The 16590-nt window shown below is 70.1% G+C and carries 16 protein-coding genes, 1 tRNA gene and 1 pseudogene; 8 read left to right on the top strand and 10 right to left on the bottom strand.

The genetic code is table 11. The features are described 5' to 3' along the window. Window positions 1-44 precede the first annotated feature (44 nt). Window positions 45-950, top strand: coding sequence for a chitosanase (locus ACFYO2_RS18290; protein WP_388349762.1), 906 nt, complete (start codon window positions 45-47; stop codon window positions 948-950). Window positions 951-994: 44 nt separating this feature from the next. Here ACFYO2_RS18290 and ACFYO2_RS18295 read toward each other — a convergent pair. Continuing rightward, a tRNA-Cys gene (locus ACFYO2_RS18295) sits at window positions 995-1069 on the bottom strand. Window positions 1070-1327: 258 nt separating this feature from the next. Between ACFYO2_RS18295 and ACFYO2_RS18300 the strand changes: the two are divergent. The 4 genes and pseudogenes from ACFYO2_RS18300 (at window position 1328) to ACFYO2_RS18315 (ending at window position 5795) form a co-directional block, all read left to right on the top strand. Then, window positions 1328-1718: pseudogene (locus ACFYO2_RS18300) on the top strand (type II toxin-antitoxin system death-on-curing family toxin). A 192-nt stretch (window positions 1719-1910) separates the two neighbouring features. Further along, the gene (locus tag ACFYO2_RS18305) at window positions 1911-3704 is read left to right on the top strand and encodes a DEAD/DEAH box helicase (RefSeq protein ID WP_388349764.1); all 1794 of its coding nucleotides are present in this window, start codon (window positions 1911-1913) and stop codon (window positions 3702-3704) included. Between the two features lie 395 nt (window positions 3705-4099). Then, entirely contained in the window at window positions 4100-4741 is a 642-nt protein-coding gene (locus ACFYO2_RS18310; protein ID WP_388349766.1) for an IclR family transcriptional regulator, read from the top strand. A gap of 262 nt (window positions 4742-5003) precedes the next feature. Next, complete coding sequence (locus tag ACFYO2_RS18315; RefSeq protein WP_388349768.1) at window positions 5004-5795, top strand: S16 family serine protease; 792 nt, start codon at window positions 5004-5006, stop codon at window positions 5793-5795. Here the strand turns inward: ACFYO2_RS18315 and ACFYO2_RS18320 are convergent. From ACFYO2_RS18320 to ACFYO2_RS18350, 7 genes are all read right to left on the bottom strand, one after another. Further along, complete coding sequence (locus tag ACFYO2_RS18320; protein WP_388349770.1) at window positions 5785-5979, bottom strand: hypothetical protein; 195 nt, start codon at window positions 5977-5979, stop codon at window positions 5785-5787. The two genes, ACFYO2_RS18315 and ACFYO2_RS18320, sit on opposite strands and share 11 nt — an antisense overlap. Beyond that, entirely contained in the window at window positions 5976-6599 is a 624-nt protein-coding gene (locus ACFYO2_RS18325; RefSeq protein ID WP_388349772.1) for an ArsR/SmtB family transcription factor, read from the bottom strand. Before ACFYO2_RS18325 ends, ACFYO2_RS18320 begins: the two co-directional genes overlap by 4 nt. Before the next feature lie 95 nt (window positions 6600-6694). Then, the gene (locus ACFYO2_RS18330) at window positions 6695-7654 is read right to left on the bottom strand and encodes a glycine betaine ABC transporter substrate-binding protein (RefSeq protein WP_388349774.1); all 960 of its coding nucleotides are present in this window, start codon (window positions 7652-7654) and stop codon (window positions 6695-6697) included. Then, window positions 7651-8487 (bottom strand): ABC transporter permease, encoded by an 837-nt coding sequence (locus tag ACFYO2_RS18335; RefSeq protein ID WP_388349776.1) that lies wholly within the window; start codon window positions 8485-8487, stop codon window positions 7651-7653. The genes ACFYO2_RS18330 and ACFYO2_RS18335 overlap by 4 nt, the downstream gene beginning before the upstream one ends. Then, a complete protein-coding gene (locus tag ACFYO2_RS18340) occupies window positions 8484-9722 on the bottom strand; it encodes an ABC transporter ATP-binding protein (protein ID WP_388349778.1) in 1239 nt (412 codons plus the stop codon). The genes ACFYO2_RS18335 and ACFYO2_RS18340 overlap by 4 nt, the downstream gene beginning before the upstream one ends. Further along, entirely contained in the window at window positions 9715-10362 is a 648-nt protein-coding gene (locus tag ACFYO2_RS18345) for an ABC transporter permease (RefSeq protein ID WP_388349780.1), read from the bottom strand. The genes ACFYO2_RS18340 and ACFYO2_RS18345 overlap by 8 nt, the downstream gene beginning before the upstream one ends. Window positions 10363-10384: 22 nt before the next feature. Next, the gene (locus ACFYO2_RS18350) at window positions 10385-10876 is read right to left on the bottom strand and encodes an Lrp/AsnC family transcriptional regulator (protein ID WP_388349782.1); all 492 of its coding nucleotides are present in this window, start codon (window positions 10874-10876) and stop codon (window positions 10385-10387) included. Window positions 10877-11000: 124 nt separating this feature from the next. On the opposite strand from ACFYO2_RS18350, the gene hppD reads away from it, so the two are divergent. Together hppD and ACFYO2_RS18360 are read left to right on the top strand one after the other, a co-directional pair. Continuing rightward, on the top strand, window positions 11001-12146 hold the full coding sequence (gene hppD / locus ACFYO2_RS18355; RefSeq protein ID WP_388349784.1) for a 4-hydroxyphenylpyruvate dioxygenase: 1146 nt from the start codon (window positions 11001-11003) through the stop codon (window positions 12144-12146). Window positions 12147-12248: 102 nt separating this feature from the next. Beyond that, complete coding sequence (locus tag ACFYO2_RS18360; protein ID WP_388349786.1) at window positions 12249-13109, top strand: Teichoic acid biosynthesis protein C (Precursor); 861 nt, start codon at window positions 12249-12251, stop codon at window positions 13107-13109. Window position 13110: 1 nt separating this feature from the next. Here ACFYO2_RS18360 and ACFYO2_RS18365 read toward each other — a convergent pair whose 3' ends face one another. Then, window positions 13111-14544, bottom strand: coding sequence for a tetratricopeptide repeat protein (locus ACFYO2_RS18365; protein ID WP_388349788.1), 1434 nt, complete (start codon window positions 14542-14544; stop codon window positions 13111-13113). 92 nt (window positions 14545-14636) lie between these two features. Here ACFYO2_RS18365 and ACFYO2_RS18370 point away from each other — a divergent pair, with 92 nt between their 5' ends. Then, on the top strand, window positions 14637-16043 hold the full coding sequence (locus tag ACFYO2_RS18370; protein WP_388349789.1) for an FAD-binding oxidoreductase: 1407 nt from the start codon (window positions 14637-14639) through the stop codon (window positions 16041-16043). A 58-nt stretch (window positions 16044-16101) separates the two neighbouring features. Here ACFYO2_RS18370 and ACFYO2_RS18375 read toward each other — a convergent pair whose 3' ends face one another. Then, a complete protein-coding gene (locus ACFYO2_RS18375) occupies window positions 16102-16515 on the bottom strand; it encodes an SsgA family sporulation/cell division regulator (RefSeq protein WP_388349791.1) in 414 nt (137 codons plus the stop codon). Window positions 16516-16590 lie beyond the last annotated feature (75 nt).

Genomic DNA, 16590 nt, shown 5'->3' on the forward strand with positions numbered 1-16590 from the left:
TCCCGCGGTCGGGCACCCTTTCGGCCGCCCGTACTCTGTGCGGCATGAAGCGTCCCGGTCGTCTCCTTCACGCCGTCGCCCCGGTGGCCACGGCGGCGGTCTTCCTGCTGGTGACCGGCTGCGGCTCGACGGACCTGCCGGGCAACGACGCGGCCCGGACCTCCGGGGCGGGGCTGCTCGAAGCCGGACCGTCGTCGGAGTCGGAGCGGGAGAAGGACGACGCCCTCATAGCCGAGTTGCCGCCCGGCCTCGGCGCCCCCGACAAGAAGGAGCTCGCGCAGCAGATCCTGGCGACCGCCGATAACTCCACCCTCGACTGGCGAGGCCAGTACGACTACATCGAGGACCTCGGCGACGGCAACGGCTACACGGCCGGCGTCATCGGCTTCTGCACCGGCACCAACGACCTGCTCACGCTCGTCGAGCACTACACGAAGAGCCGTCCGGACAACGGCCTCGCCCGCTATCTGCCCGCCTTGCGCCAGGTCGACGGCAGCGACTCCCACGAGGGCTTGGACCCGGGATTCGCCGACGCCTGGGTGAAGGAGGCACAGAAGGCCGACTTCCGCAAGGCCCAGGACACCGAGCGCGACCGCATCTACTTCGACCCGGCTGTGCGCCTGGCGAAGCTCGACGGGCTCGGCACGCTCGGCCAGTTCATCTACTACGACGCGATGGTGCTGCACGGCCCCGGCACGGGACCCCGCGGCTTCTACGGCCTGCGCGAGGCAGCCATGGCCGAGGCGGACATCCCGTCCCAGGGCGGCAAGGAGAAGACCTACCTCGACGTCTTCCTGGACCTCCACCGCAAGGCGATGCAGTACGAAGACCCCCACCGCGACACCACACGCATCGACACGACCCAACGGAAGTTCCTCAACGACGGCAACTTCGACCTGGCCACACCGCTGCGGTGGGAGATGTACGGGGAGACGTTCCGCGTGCCGTAGGCAGGGCGGTCCCGTGCCGGCGCCGCCCTGCCATGACCGCGAACTGGAGGCCGTAGCGGGATTCGAACCCACGTAACTCGCTTTGCAGGCGAGCCCCTCAACCACTCGGGCATACGGCCGTGATCAATCGGTTGAGCTTCCACAGCCGCGGCCGTGTAACTCGATGACTTGACCGTACGGCCGGGTTGGGAAGGGGCTCAAGGGAATCGCGGGTGCTGCAATGGGACTGCCATACGGCGTTCATGAAAGGGCCGCGCGGGTCGGCGTCGTACGACCAAGGTCTCGGGTCGGGCCGTTCAACGAAGAGGCGCGGCGCGTGCGATCCGCCGAGGTCGGCTTGCCGTGGCGCACACCGAGCTGCTGAGGAGGCTCCGGGAATGACACGGCACCGCACCGTCGCGGAGGTCACCGCACTCGCGGAGGTCGCCTTCGGCGGGCGGGCGCCCGAGGCCAGGGCGCCCGGGCTGTTGGCCTCCGCTGTGCACCGGCCGCGCGCCCGGATGTTCGGTACGGCGGCCTGTCAGGATCTCCACGAGCAGGCCGTACGGTCCGAGCGCGGCGCCGCGCTTCTGCACGGCATTGCGGCCAACCACCCCCTCGTCTACGGGAACAAGCGCACCGCATGGCTCGCCGCCGCGACCTTTCTCGCACTCAACGGGGTCGACCGCCGGCGTGGACCAGGACGAGGTGTACGCGCTGGTCATCGATGTGGCGTCCGGGGTGGAGGGGGACGTCGGGGTGATTGCGGGGCGGCTGCGTCGGCTGTGACGTGGGTCCCACCCGCGGGCGAGCCGGGCTTGTCCGCGCGTTTCCACCGTGGGGGCGCCGGTAGGGTGGCCCGGTTGTCATACGTAGACGAGCCGTCTGCCCCTGTACGCCGAGCCGCCCACCCGTCACCCACCACCGCCCTACTCGACGCGCTACGCGCGGCCCCTCCCTTTCGACCACCAAACGGAGACCGTGACTACCACCGCCGCCTCCTCCTCCCACCACCTTTCCCCCGCCTTCCCCGGCCGTGCCCCCTGGGGTACCGCCAGCAAGCTGCGTGCCTGGCAGCAGGGTGCGATGGAGAGATACGTCCAGGAGCAGCCGCGTGACTTCCTCGCCGTGGCGACGCCCGGCGCCGGGAAGACGACGTTCGCGCTGACGCTGGCGTCCTGGCTGCTGCATCACCATGTCGTGCAGCAGGTGACTGTCGTCGCACCGACCGAGCACCTGAAGAAGCAGTGGGCCGAGGCGGCCGCCCGGATAGGGATCAAGCTGGACCCGGAGTACAGCGCCGGTCCGCTCGGCAAGGACTACCAGGGTGTCGCGGTGACCTACGCGGGTGTGGGCGTGCGGCCCATGCTGCACCGCAACCGGGTCGAGCAGCGCAAGACTCTGGTCATTCTTGATGAGATTCACCATGCCGGTGACTCGAAGTCCTGGGGCGAGGCGTGTCTCGAGGCCTTCGAGCCTGCCACGCGGCGGCTCGCGCTCACCGGTACGCCCTTCCGGTCCGACACCAACCCCATCCCCTTCGTGACGTACGAGGAGGGGAACGACGGGATCCGGCGGTCCGCCGCCGACTACACGTACGGATATGGGTCGGCTCTGTCCGACGGGGTCGTCCGACCCGTCATCTTCCTTTCCTACAGCGGCAACATGCGGTGGCGGACCAAGGCCGGCGACGAGATCGCCGCCCGGCTCGGCGAGCCCATGACGAAGGACGCGATCAGCCAGGCATGGCGTACGGCGCTGGATCCGCGCGGCGAATGGATGCCCAGCGTGCTGCGCGCGGCCGACCAGCGGCTGACGGAGGTCAGGAAGGGCATCCCGGACGCCGGAGCTCTCGTCATCGCCTCCGATCAGGACTCGGCACGCGCGTACGCCAAGCTCATCCGTGAGATCACCGGCGACAAGGCGACGCTCGTGCTGTCCGACGACGCCGGGGCGTCCAGCAGGATCGACGAGTTCAGCAGCGGCAACGACCGGTGGATGGTCGCGGTGCGGATGGTGTCCGAGGGTGTGGACGTGCCTCGGCTCGCCGTCGGGGTGTATGCCACGACCATCTCCACGCCCCTCTTCTTCGCCCAGGCCGTCGGCCGCTTCGTACGGTCCCGGCGGCGCGGCGAGACCGCCTCCGTGTTCCTCCCGACCGTCCCCGACCTCCTCACCTTCGCCAACGAGATGGAGGTGGAGCGGGACCACGCCCTCGACAAGCCGAAGAAGGAGGGCGAGGAGGACCCGTACGCCGAGTCCGAGAAGGAGATGGAGGAGGCGAACAAGGAGCAGGACGAGGACACCGGCGAGCAGGAGCAGTTCGCCTTCGAGGCGCTGGAGTCCGAGGCCGTCTTCGACCGGGTGCTCTACGACGGTGCCGAGTTCGGCATGCAGGCCCATCCGGGGAGCGAAGAGGAGCAGGACTACCTCGGGATTCCGGGGCTGCTGGAGCCCGACCAGGTGCAGCTCCTCCTCCAGAAGCGGCAGGCCCGGCAGATCGCGCACAGCCGCAAGAAGCCGGACGAGGAGGCCGACCTGCTCGAACTGCCCGCCGAACGGCGGCCGGTGGTCTCCCACAAGGAGATGATGGAGCTGCGCAAGCAGCTCAACACGATGGTCGGTGCGTACGTCCATCAAAGCGGCAAGCCGCACGGGGTCATCCACACCGAGCTGCGGCGGGTGTGCGGCGGACCGCCGAGCGCCGAGGCCACGGCCGGGCAGCTGCGGCAGCGGATCGCCAAGGTGCAGGAGTGGGCCACGCGGATGCGGTGACGCCGTACGCGTCGGCTCTGGGTCCGGCGCCGGGTTCTGCTCGGGGAGAGGCGTGTGCTGAGACGTGTGAGCCGGAGCGTGTGCGCTGCGTGCGGGTGTGGTGCACGCCGAGTGATGCACGCCGCGCGTATGCGGGCAAAAGGGAGTGATCCGTACCGGGTGATGCCCGGATTCTGGACGGAGCCTTCCGCTCAGCGAACTCCCTTCGCTAATGTCCGGCTACGCATACGCCCCGTGGCAGCGCCGCCGCGGAGCGCAGCCGTGAAGCGACGCGGTCCGGCAACAGGCCGGGCCGCCGACCGATCGGCGGCCTCTGAAGCGCGTCGCCGACGGGACTCGGTGACGCATCGACCGCGAGGGGGCTGCCGACCTCACCACTTGGAGGAGTGGGCGTCGTGACCGCGGAGACCTCTCAGACGCTCGACCGGGGACTGCGTGTCCTCAAGCTGCTGGCCGATACGGACCACGGGCTGACCGTCACCGAGCTGTCCAACAAACTGGGCGTGAACCGGACCGTTGTGTACCGGTTGCTCGCCACGCTGGAGCAGCACGCGCTCGTACGGCGTGACCTGGGCGGACGTGCCCGGGTCGGGCTCGGTGTGCTGCGGCTGGGCCGCCAGGTGCACCCGCTGGTACGCGAGGCGGCGTTGCCGGCTTTGCGGTCGCTGGCGGAGGACATAGGAGCGACCGCGCACCTCACGCTGGTGGACGGGGCGGAGGCGTTGGCCGTTGCCGTGGTCGAGCCCACATGGACGGACTATCACGTGGCGTATCGGGCGGGGTTCCGGCATCCCCTGGACCGGGGGGCTGCGGGGCGGGCGATTCTCGCCGCGCGGCAGCAGGCCGTGGATGACGCCGGGTACACCTTGACCCATGGGGAGTTGGAGGCGGGGGCCAGTGGGGCGGCCGCGCCGTTGATCGGGGTTACGGGGGTCGAGGGCAGCGTCGGTGTGGTGATGCTGGCGGATGCGGTGCCGGAGCGGGTGGGGCAGCGGGTGGTGGATGCGGCTCGGGAGGTCGCGGAGGCTCTGCGCTGACGTGCGGTGTCCTGCGCTGACGTTACGTTGGCCTGCGCTGACGTCCGTGCCCGGCGTGCGGCTGGACGGGGGTGGGTCGCGCAGCCCGGCGTTGCGGGGTGCCGCTGCGCCCACCCTCCCCCACTCTCGGCTTCGCTCGAGCGGGGGCCCCATCGCCCCAGCGGCACGGCTGCCGCAGCTACGGCGGCTACCGCAGCTACGCGGCTGCGCGGAGGGCTGACCGGCCCGTGGCCGGAAGTGGTCGTCGCGTTAGATTGATCCCGTGCTCTCTCGCCTCACGCGCCCCCAGGCCGTCGCCGTCTGCGCTCTCCCTGTCGTGGCTCTGCTCGCCACGGCGGGCTTCGCGCCGCTGCCGTTCTCACTGACGCGGCCGGGGCTGACGGCGAACGTCCTCGGCGAGAACAAGGACACCCCGGTGATCACGATTTCCGGCGCCCCGACCCGCGAGACGACCGGCCAGCTCCGTATGACGACCATCGAGGCGACCAATCCGGACACCGACGTCTCCCTCGGTGACGTGCTCGACGCCTGGTTCGCCACGGACCAGGCGGTCATGCCGCGCGACGCGGTCTACCCGAGCGGACAGAACGTCAAGGAGATCGAGCAGCACAACACCGAGCAGATGAAGGAGTCCCAGGACGCCGCGACCGAGGCCGCCCTGAACTACCTGAACCTGACCGGCAAGGACATCAAGGTCACCCTGAAACTCGCCGACGTCGGCGGCCCCAGTGCCGGCCTGCTCTTCACCCTCGGCATCATCGACAAGCTCGACGGCGACGGCAGCGGCCGCGACCTCACCGGCGGCCGCACCATCGCCGGCACCGGCACCATCGAGGCGAACGGGGCGGTCGGCGCGGTCGGCGGCGTGGCCCTGAAGACGCAGGCCGCGCGGCGCGACGGGGCGACGGTGTTCCTGGTCCCGAAGGACGAGTGCTCGGACGCGCAGGCCGAGCTGCCGAAGGGGTTGCGGCTGATCCCGGTGACCACCCTGAAGGGCGCGGTGAACGCGCTGACGGCACTGGAGAGCGGAAAGGGTTCTGTCCCTAGCTGCTAGGGCTGGGGGCGAGGGCCGGCTTCGGCGTCGCGAGGCGAAGGCCGACTTCTACGAGGGTCCAGCCGAGGCGGGTACGCAGGCCGTGCGGCTGCCTGGCCTCGGAGGCCAGGCGGTACGCCTCGGCCTCGGCACCGAGTTCGGCAGCGCGCATGCGGTGCAGGGCGAGGTGGGTCTCGGGGTTCATCGGGTGGCCTCTCCGTCCGTGGTGATCGGGAAGGTGTGCGTGTGGACGCGTACGCGCTCGGCGTCGGGGGCGTCCGCCATCGCGGGCAGGTCGCGGTAGCTCTCGACGAGGGCGTGCATCTTCTCGATGAGTTCGTGAGCGATTTCCGGGGTGAGCCGTAGCGTCATGTCGCTCATGTCCGTGCCCTGCACCCATTCCTCGGACCAGACGTGCCGGTTGCCGAGCCAGGTGGACAGTTCCTGGGCGTGCTTCGTCGCGATCTCGTGCATGACCATGTCGATGGCGCCGCGCACGGCGGGGGTCGAGTCCGTGAAGAGCGCGTCGTCGAACATCAACCCCTCATGGGCGGCCTTCCACCACCGCTCCCGCCCCTTGCCGTGCTCCGGGGCGTCCACCACGAAGCCGTACGTCGCCAGCTGACGGAGGTGGTAGCTGGTCGCGCCGCTCGACTCGCCCAGCCGCTCGGCGAGTTGGGAGGCGGTGGCGGGTCCGTCGAAGCGCAGGGCGTCCAGCAGCTGCATGCGCAGGGGGTGGGCGAGCCCGCGCAGGGAGCGGGCGTCGAGATGGTGGATCTGGCGTTCTTCGGGCTGACCCTGAGGCTCCGGCTGAGGCTGCGGCATGCGTACAAAGATAGCCTTGCAAAGAGATCTTTGCAACAGATTCTTTGCAACCAGGTCTTTGTAACTTTCGATCCCCAACTTCCGGGCACACGGCGCTACTTCACGAAGCCCTCCTCCTTCAGCCAGTCCAGCGCCACCTGATGCGGATCCTCCCCGGCGACGTCCACCCTCGCGTTCAGCTCCTGGGCCACGGCGTTGTTCAGCTTCTTCGTGATCGGGTCCAGGACGTCCGCGATGGCGGGCCACTTCTTCAGGGCCTTGGTGTTGATCTCGGGGGCCGCGTTGTAGTTGGGGAAGAACTTCTTGTCGTCCCGCATCACCGCGAGGTTCATGGACTTGATGCGGCCGTCCGTGGTGAAGACCTCCCCGAACACGCAACTGCCCTTCGCGGCCTGGGTGTAGATGATCCCGGTGTCCATCTGCGTGATGTTCCCGGCGGGGACGTTCATGCCGTACGCCTTCTGCATGCCCGGCAGCCCGTCCGCGCGGTTGGCGAACTCGCTCTCCACGCACAGGATCACCGCGTCGGGGTCCTTCTTGGACAGGGCGGCCACGTCCGAGAGAGTCTTCGTGCCGTACTTCTTGTAGTTGGCCCGGTTCATCGCGAGGGCGTAGGTGTTGTCGAGGGACGCCGGGGGCAACCAGGTCAGGCCATTCTTCAGGTCGGCGTCGCGCACCGCCTGCCATTGCTCCCGCGGGTCGGCGATGGGCTCGCTGTTGCCGAGGTACGTGATCCAGGAGGTGCCCGTGTACTCGTACATGCCGTCCGCGTCTCCGGATCTGACCGCCTCGCGGGCGCCGATGGAACCCTGGATGCCGGTGCGGTCGAGCACGTCCGCGCCGGCCGCCTCGAAGGCGATGCCCATGATCGCGCCGAGGACGAGCTGCTCGGTGAACTCCTTCGACGTCACGGTGAGATCCGCGCCCTTGAGGGGTTCTCCCGCGCCGATCGAGCCCGGCCGCACGTCGTCGACCATCGGGGAACCGCTGGTCAGGCCGCAGGCACTCGCCGACAGCAGCAGCCCGGCCGGCAGCAGCCACGTACGCCGTCTCATGTCCCCGTCTCCAGCCCCCGCGGCCGCAGGAGCAGTTCGGCCAGCGACGCCAGCCAGTCGACCAGCAGGGCCAGGGTGACGGTGAGGACCGAGCCCAGTACCAGCACCGGCATCCGCTGGTTGGTGATGCCGGTGGTGATCAGGACGCCCAGGCCGCCGCCTCCGCCGAAGGCCGCCAGCGTCGCCGTACCGACGTTGAGGACCAGGGCCGTGCGGACGCCCGCGAGGATCAGCGGGACGGCGAGCGGCAGTTCCACCTTCGCGAGGACCCCCGCGGGGGACATGCCGATGCCGCGCGCCGCCTCCAGCAGCGTCGGGTCGTTCGCCTTCAGGCCGGCGATCGTGTTCGACAGCACCGGGAGCAGGGCGTAGGCGATGATGCCGACCAAGGCCGCCTTCCGGCCCGTGCCGAGCCAGATGACCAGCAGGGCGAGCAGGCCGATCGCCGGGGTCGCCTGGCCCGTGTTGGCGAACGCCATGGCCACCGGGGCCGCCTTCCGGAACGCCGGCCGCGTCAGGAGGATCCCCAGCGGGATCGCGATGATCAGCACGAAGAACGTCGAGATCAGCGTGAGTTCGATGTGCTGCCACAGGGCCTTCGACACCTGGCCGCCCGACAGCGCGTTCTCGGAGATCGAGTCGAGGTCCGCCTGCTCGAACCAGAGCCAGGTCGCCAGCAGCACGGCGACGAGGACGGCGGGCAGGAACGTCAGCTTCTGCCAGGTGATGCGCGGCTTCAGGGGCCCCGGCGGTGGCGGCGGGGCTTCGGCTTCGATCTCTTCCCGGCCTCCCTGTTCCGGCTCTTCCGGCTCTTCCAGCTCGGGGGTGCTCACGCCTTCTTCACCCCTCCGGCGCCCTCCTGCTCGGCGTGCGTCTGCGCGGCCCGCAGCTCCTCCAGGTCGTGCCGGTGGGCCCTCGCCTCCAGCCGGTCGGCCTCCAGCAGGTCGTGCACGGAGTTCATCAGCGTCTCCACGTCGACCACGCCCGTGTACTCGCCGCGCCGCCCGGTCACCGCGACCCGCCCCGAGCTGTCGACGAGCACCGCCTCCAGCGCGTCCCGCAGGGTGGCGTCCCTGGTCACCGTGTCGCTCACCAGCGTTCCGGCGCGGGCCAGCGAGCCCTTGGCGCGCATCAGGTCGCCGCGCCGGAGCCACTTGTAGGGACGGCCCCGCTTGTCGAGGAGCAGGATCTCGTTCGTTGTGCTGGAGCGGAGCTTGGCGAAGATCTCCTGGAGCGGGTCGTCGATGGTCACCGCCGGGTAGTCGGTGATCTCCACCTCCCGTACGCGGGTGAGATTGAGCCGCTTGAGGGCCGCCCCCGCGCCCACGAACCCGGACACGAAGTCGTCCGCCGGGTTGGTGAGGATCGCCTCCGGGGTGTCGAACTGGGCGATGTGCGAACGCTCCCGCAGGACCGCGATCCGGTCGCCGAGCTTGATCGCCTCGTCGAAGTCGTGCGTGACGAAGACGATCGTCTTGCGCAGTTCGTGCTGGAGCCGGATCAGCTCGTCCTGGAGGTGATCGCGGGTGATGGGGTCGACCGCGCCGAACGGCTCGTCCATCAGCAGCACGGGAGGATCGGCGGCCAGCGCCCGCGCCACGCCCACCCGTTGCTGCTGGCCGCCGGAGAGCTGCCGGGGGTAGCGGCCGTGGAACTCACCGGGGTCGAGTCCGACCAGGTCGAGCATCTCCTCGACCCGGGCTTTGATCCGCGCCTTCGGCCAGCCGGTCATCCTCGGTACGAGTGCGATGTTCTGGGCGACGGTCATGTGCGGGAGGAGGCCGGAGGCCTGGATCGCGTACCCGATCTTCCGGCGCAGCTTGACCGGGTCCATGTGGGTGACGTCCTCGCCGTTGATCCGGATGTGACCACCGGACGGCTCGATCAACCTGTTGATCATCTTGAGTGTTGTCGACTTACCGCATCCCGACGGGCCGACGAAGACGACGATCTCGCCCGCCTTGATCTCCATGTTGACGTTGTCGACGGCGGGCGCGGGGCTGCCCGGATACCGCTTGGTGAGGTTCTCCAGCTCGATGGAGGCACCGGAGGCCGCTGTCTCAGACACGGATTCCCCTGGGAATGGTCAGCCGTCCGATCAGGACGTACGCGGCGTCGAACAGCAGGGCGAGGACGATGATCCCGAGCGTGCCGGCGAGCACCTGGTTGAGCGCGTTCCTGCTGCCCAGGGAGGCAAGACCGCGGAAGATCTCGTTGCCCAGGCCGGGCCCGGAGGCGTAGGCGGCGATCGCCGCGATGCCCATCAGCATCTGCGTCGAGACCCGGATCCCGGTCAGGATCGGCGGCCAGGCCAGCGGCAGTTCCACCCGCACCAGCCGCATCACCCGGGACATCCCGATGCCCTTCGCCGCGTCCACCAGTGAGGGGTCGACCCCGCGCAGGCCGACGATCGAGTTCCGCACGATGGGCAGCAGCCCGTACAGCGTCAGGGCGATCACCGTGGGCGGGACACCCAGGCCCACGATCGGGATGAGCAGACCGATCATGGCGAGTGACGGGACGGTGAGAATCGCCGAGGTGGTCGTCGTCGCGAGGCTGCCCGCCCACTCGCTCCGAAAGGTCACGACGCCGATCACGACCCCGAGCAGCGTGGCCACGACCATGCACTGGAAGACGGCACTCGCGTGCTGGTAGGCGTCCGTCAGCAGCTGCTGGTGGCGGTTGCCCAGGTACTCCCAGAAGTTCACCCGCGCTCACCTCAGGTCGCCGTCAGGATCGCTCGCGGTCCTCCGCCGCCTGCTCCACCAGCGGGATGATCCGCAGCGGAACGGGGTTCTCCATGACGATCGCGGTGGCGGCCCGGACGATTCCATCAAAACCGACGACCCGGTCGATGACCCGCTGGAGATCGGCGTTCGAGCGGGCCACCAGCCGGCACAGCATGTCCCCGCTGCCGGTGGTGGTGTGCAGCTCCAGCACCTCGGGCACGGTCGCCAAGTGCGCCCGTACGTCGCGCCCTTGCCCCTGCCGGATCTGCAGCGTCGCGAACGCGGTGACCGGGTAACCGAGCGCCGCCGGGTCCACCTGCGGACCGAATCCGCGGATGACGCCATTCGACTGAAGCCGGTCCAGACGCGCCTGCACCGTGCCCCGGGCGACCCCCAGCCGCCGGGACATCTCCAGCACCCCGATCCGCGGCTCCCGGGCCAGCAGCACGATGATCCGCCCGTCCAGCCCGTCGATCCCGTCGGTCGTCCCCACGGCAGCCTCCCGGTGCTGGTCATCCTGTACAGAAGGCCCGTAAGAACGGGCACTGCACTGAGCATATTGCCCGGCTCATTCGCGAACTGTTGCGCACCTTGCCGTAGCGGGCGACGCTTCCCACATGACGCAGACCACACACCACACTCCCGACACCGCCCGGCAGGCCGACTCCTTCCCGGTCAAGGGAATGGACGCGGTCGTCTTCGCCGTGGGCAACGCCAAGCAGGCGGCGCACTACTATTCCACCGCCTTCGGCATGAAGCTGGTCGCCTACTCCGGACCGGAGAACGGCAGCCGCGAGACCGCTTCGTACGTGCTCGAGAACGGCTCCGCCCGCTTCGTCCTCACCTCCGTCATCAAGCCGCACACCCCCTGGGGCCACTTCCTCGCCCAGCACGTGGCCGAGCACGGCGACGGCGTCGTCGACCTCGCCATCGAGGTCCCGGACGCGCGCGCCGCGTACACGTATGCGATCGAGCACGGCGCCCGTTCGGTGGCCGAGCCGTACGAGCTGAAGGACGAGCACGGCACGGTCGTACTCGCCGCGATCGCCACGTACGGCGAGACCCGCCACACGCTCGTCGAGCGGACCGGCTACGACGGCCCGTACCTCCCCGGATTCGAGGCGGCGCGCCCCCTGGTCGAGCCGCCCGCCCAGCGCACCTTCCAGGCGATCGACCACTGCGTCGGCAATGTCGAGCTCGGCCACATGAACGAGTGGGTCGGCTTCTACAACAAGGTCATGGGCTTCACGAACATGAAGGAGTTCGTGGGCGACGACATCGCGACCGAGTACAGCGCGCTGATGTCGAAGGTCGTCGCCGACGGCACGCTCAAGGTCAAGTTCCCGATCAACGAGCCCGCGATCGCCAAGAAGAAGTCCCAGATCGACGAATATCTGGAGTTCTACGGCGGCGCCGGCGTCCAGCACATCGCGCTCAACACGAACGACATCGTCGAGACGGTACGGACGATGCGCGCGGCCGGGGTGCAGTTCCTCGACACCCCCGACTCGTACTACGACACCCTCGGGGAGTGGGTCGGCGACACCCGGGTCCCCGTCGAGACCCTGCGCGAGCTGAAGATCCTCGCCGACCGCGACGAGGACGGCTACCTGCTGCAGATCTTCACCAAGCCGGTCCAGGACCGGCCGACCGTGTTCTTCGAACTCATCGAACGCCACGGCTCGATGGGCTTCGGCAAGGGCAACTTCAAGGCGCTCTTCGAGGCGATCGAGCGGGAGCAGGCCAAGCGCGGCAACCTGTGAAAGCGGTGTGCGGGAATACGTAGAACTTGCAACCAATGAACGGAAGTTGACACTCTCCAGTCCTGGGGTGCCGAGGGGCACCCACAGGACCCGGGAGAGACCGTGGACGAACGCATAGACCTGGACACACCGGCCGTCCGCTGGCTGTGGAAGAAGGGCCCGCTCAAGGAGCCGACGGTCCTCCAGTCGTTCGCCTTCGACGAGGTGAACCACCACCTGTACGTCCTTCAGGTCGGACGCGGCGGGGGCGAGGCCGGCAACCTGTGCCTGAACAAGCTCGACCTGCAGGGCAAGCGGCTCGGCCACATGTACCTCCAGGGCTTCGGGCACGGCGTGAGCATGGGGGTGCAGAACGCGGCCGACGGCACCGTCTGGATCTGGACCGAGACCGCCGCCGTGGGCGGATACGGCCGGGGCGTCACCCGCTTCCGTTTCTCCCACGAGGCCGTCCGCACCACCGAGGACGTCAAGGTCCGCAAGCCGATACCGGGTTCGACCAGCAACCAGCCGTCCGTCTGCATGGCCTCGCGGCGCATCGCCGTCCGCCACCGCATGGGCGGCAAGCCGCGCTACCGCGTCTGGGACCTCGACGCCTTCGTCGCCCGCGACTACTCCAAGCCCCTCGCCGACCTCGCACAGCCCGCCCACCACTCCGACGCGACGATCCCGTTCCAGGGGTACGCCCTGCACGGCGACCACATCTACCAACTCGCCGGCACCGCCTACGACGACGCCACCAACCCGCCCGCCGGCCACGGCAACGCGCACCTCTCCTGCGTCGACATCCACACCGGCAAGCTGGTCCAGCGAGAGCGCACGCAGGCCGGCCACTCCCTCGACTACCGGGAACCGGAGGGCGTCGCGATCCTCCGGACCCCCGAGCCCCGGCTCTGCATGGGGCTGGCGTCGGGTGCGGCGGGGGACCGCAGGTTCTCGATCTACTACAAGCCCCTGACGCGGTAGCTCACTCGGCCTTCGCGTCCATCACCGGCAGCTCCTCCATCGACGGCTCACCCAGCGCCGCCAACGCCGCCCGAGCCGCCCGCACCGCCGAGAAGTACGGGTTGATCCGCAGCGCCTCCTCCAGATGCCGCCGCGCGGACCCGTGACGCTTCAACGCCCGCTCGATCATGCCCCGGTGGTACATGTACAGCGCACTGCGTACCGCACCCCCCTTCGCCCGGTCCGTCGCCGTCACGGCGAACCGCAGCGCCTCCTCGTGCTCCCCGGCCCGGTGCAGCGCCCATCCCAGCGCGTCGGCCACCGCGATCCCCGGCTGGCGGGCCCACTCGACCCGCAACCGCCGTACCGCCGCACGGGGATCGCCGTGGTCCGCCTCGAACTGCCCCAGCACCAGCTCCTCGTCGGCCCCGCCCTCGGCCGCGCTCCGCACCCGCGCCCGCAGCACGTCGTACTGCACCCGCGCGGCCTGCCCCAGACCCAGCGACTCGTACAACTCACCCAGCTCCAGGGCGTATTGGGGACACGGCTGCTTGGCGAGGGCCGCCCGGTAGGCGTTCAGCGCCTCCGTCGTGCGGCCCAGCGCCGCCAGCGCCCGCCCCTGTCCGGCCTGCGCGGCCCGCTGGTCGGGATCGATGCGCACCGCCTCCCGGAAGTGCCGCAGCGCGTCCTCGCGGTCGCCGCGCTCCCAGGCCAGCTGTCCGGCCCGCTCCAGGTACGCCGCCTGCTCGGCCGGCGCCAGGGCCCCGGCCGCCGCGTCCGCGAGCTGGGCGGCGGCGTCCTCACGCCGGCCCTGGTCGCGGTAGACGGCCGCGGCCCGCGCCATCACGGCCGGCCCGGACCGCAGCTCCATCAGCCGCTCCAGGGCGGCCTGGGCCGCCTTGTGGTCGCCGAGGCCGGTGTAGGCGTCGATCAGCGGCGGATACGTCGTCCACCGCCCGGGTGCCAGCCTCCGCGCGGCCTGAGCCCACGTCCGCGCCGCCCGGAAGTCCCGGCGCGCGTTCGCGAGGGCCGCGAGACCGCCGAGGGCCTCGGTGTTCCCCCGCGCCGCGACCTTGAGCGAGGTCCGCAGCGCCTTGTCGGCCCTCGGGTAGTACCCGGCGTCAGCGGTCCGCCGCCCCTGCTCCACATACGCCGACCCGAGCACCGCCCACGACTGCGCGTCCCGGGGATGCGCCCGCAGATGGGTCTCGCGCTCGCCGATCAGCGCCGCCAGGTCGGGCAGCGAGGCCGGCACCCCGGCCGTGACCGCCGTCAGCGCCTGCGACCCCGCGGCCGGCGCGGGAGCCCGCGTCGCCGTCCACTCCCAGGGCAGCAGCACCAGCACCCCGCCGAGCACGACAGACCCGGCGACGGAGGCGATCAGCACCCGCCTCGCCCTGGACGAGCCTGGCTGCGCGGGAGCCTCCTCCTGGTTCTCCGTGGCTTGGTTCTCCATGGCGCTCACTGTGCGTCGGTACGACGACCACACCCCGGCATGCGGCGGCTGGTGTACACGGGGTTCACACCGATGGCCCCGGGTGCGAACCTTTGATCATGAGCCGTATCGAAGCGCCGCGCGACGAAGCGACCGGCAACCTTCTGGACCGCCTGCTGGGCGGTCTGCCCGCCGAGGCGGTCCTCACCGACCCGGACGTCACGGCCTCCTACGCCAACGACATGGCCAGCTTCTGCCCGGCCGGCACCCCGGGCGTGGTCGTGCTGCCGCGCACGGTCGAACAGGTCCAGCACGTCATGCGCACCGCCACCGAGCTGCGCGTCCCGGTCGTCCCGCAGGGCGCCCGCACGGGCCTGTCGGGCGCGGCCAACGCCTCCGACGGCTGCATCGTGCTGTCCCTGACGAAGATGGACCGGATCCTGGAGATCAACCCGGTCGACCGCGTCGCCGTCGTCGAACCGGGCGTCGTCAACGCCGCGCTCTCCCGCGCGGTGGGCGAACACGGCCTCTGCTACCCGCCCGACCCCTCCAGCTGGGAGATGTGCACGATCGGCGGCAACATCGGCACCGCCTCCGGCGGGCTGTGCTGCGTGAAGTACGGGGTGACGGCGGAGTACGTCCTCGGCCTGGACGTCGTCCTCGCCGACGGGCGGCTGATGTCCACCGGCCGCCGCACGGCGAAGGGCGTCGCCGGGTACGACCTCACGCGCCTCTTCGTCGGCTCCGAGGGCTCGCTCGGCATCGTCGTACGGGCGATCCTGGCGCTGCGGCCGCAGCCGCCCGAGCAGCTGGTGCTGGCCGCCGAGTTCCCGTCCGGGGCGGCCGCCTGCGAGGCCGTGTGCCGGATCATGGCGGGCGGCCACGTGCCGTCCCTCCTCGAACTCATGGACCGTACGACGGTCAAGGCCGTCAACGACCTCGCGAACATGGGACTCCCGCAGAGCACGGAAGCCCTGCTCCTCGCCGGCTTCGACACGGCGGACCCGGCCGCCGACCTCGCCGCCCTCGGCGCGCTGTGCGAGGCCGCGGGCGCCACCCAGGTCGTGCCGGCCGACGACGTGGCCGAGTCCGAACTCCTCCTCCATGCGCGCCGGTTGTCCCTCACCGCCCTGGAGGCGGTCAAGGGCACGACGATGATCGACGACGTGTGCGTGCCCCGGTCGCGGCTCGGCGAGATGCTCGAGGGGACCGAGCGGATCGCCGAGAAGTACCAGCTGACCATCGGCGTCGTCGCGCACGCCGGCGACGGCAACACCCACCCGACCGTCTGCTTCGACGCCCTGGACCCCGACGAGTCCCGGCGCGCCCGCGAGTCCTTCGACGAGATCATGGCCCTTGGCCTGGAACTCGGCGGCACGATCACCGGCGAGCACGGCGTGGGCGTCCTCAAGAAGGAGTGGCTGGCCCGCGAGATCGGCCCGGTGGGCGTGGAGATGCAGCGGGCGATCAAGACGGCGTTCGACCCGCTGGGCATTCTGAATCCGGGCAAGCTCTTCTGATCCTCGTCCCCTCGGCACGGTCGCTGTTCCCCGGCACGATCACCGCTGCCCGGCACGGTCACTGGGCGAGCAACTGGTCGAGCGCTTCGTCGATACCGAGTTGCTCGCCCTCGGTCCCCGGAGGCACCGCCCTCAGCGTCCGCTCCAGCCAGGCGGACACCTGGGGGGTCGGAGCCTCCAGGAGGGCGTCACCATCCGGTGAACTCAGCGCCATCAGGACGACGCTGCGGCCCCCCGCCTTGGCGGGCCACACCCGCACGTCCCCGTGCCCGCACGCCCGGAACACCCCCTCCACGAGGAGTTCGCGGGCGAACGTCCAGTCCACCGGGTGGTCGGAGTTGATGTGGAAGGTGATGTGGATGGCGTACGGGTCGTCGGTGTGGTAGCTCAGCAGGGCCGCGACCGGGATGCTGCGCTCCGGCGACAGGATGAGCCTGAGCTCCAGTTCGCGCTCCACAACGGTGTGGTGCATGGTGTGTTTCCTCTCTCGCGCTACTTGTACGGGGCCCTGCGGTGGGCCCGTACGAGTGGAGAGGAGGCGGGGCCG

The organism is Streptomyces sp. NPDC006602 (assembly GCF_042870385.1).
GTDB lineage: Bacteria > Actinomycetota > Actinomycetes > Streptomycetales > Streptomycetaceae > Streptomyces.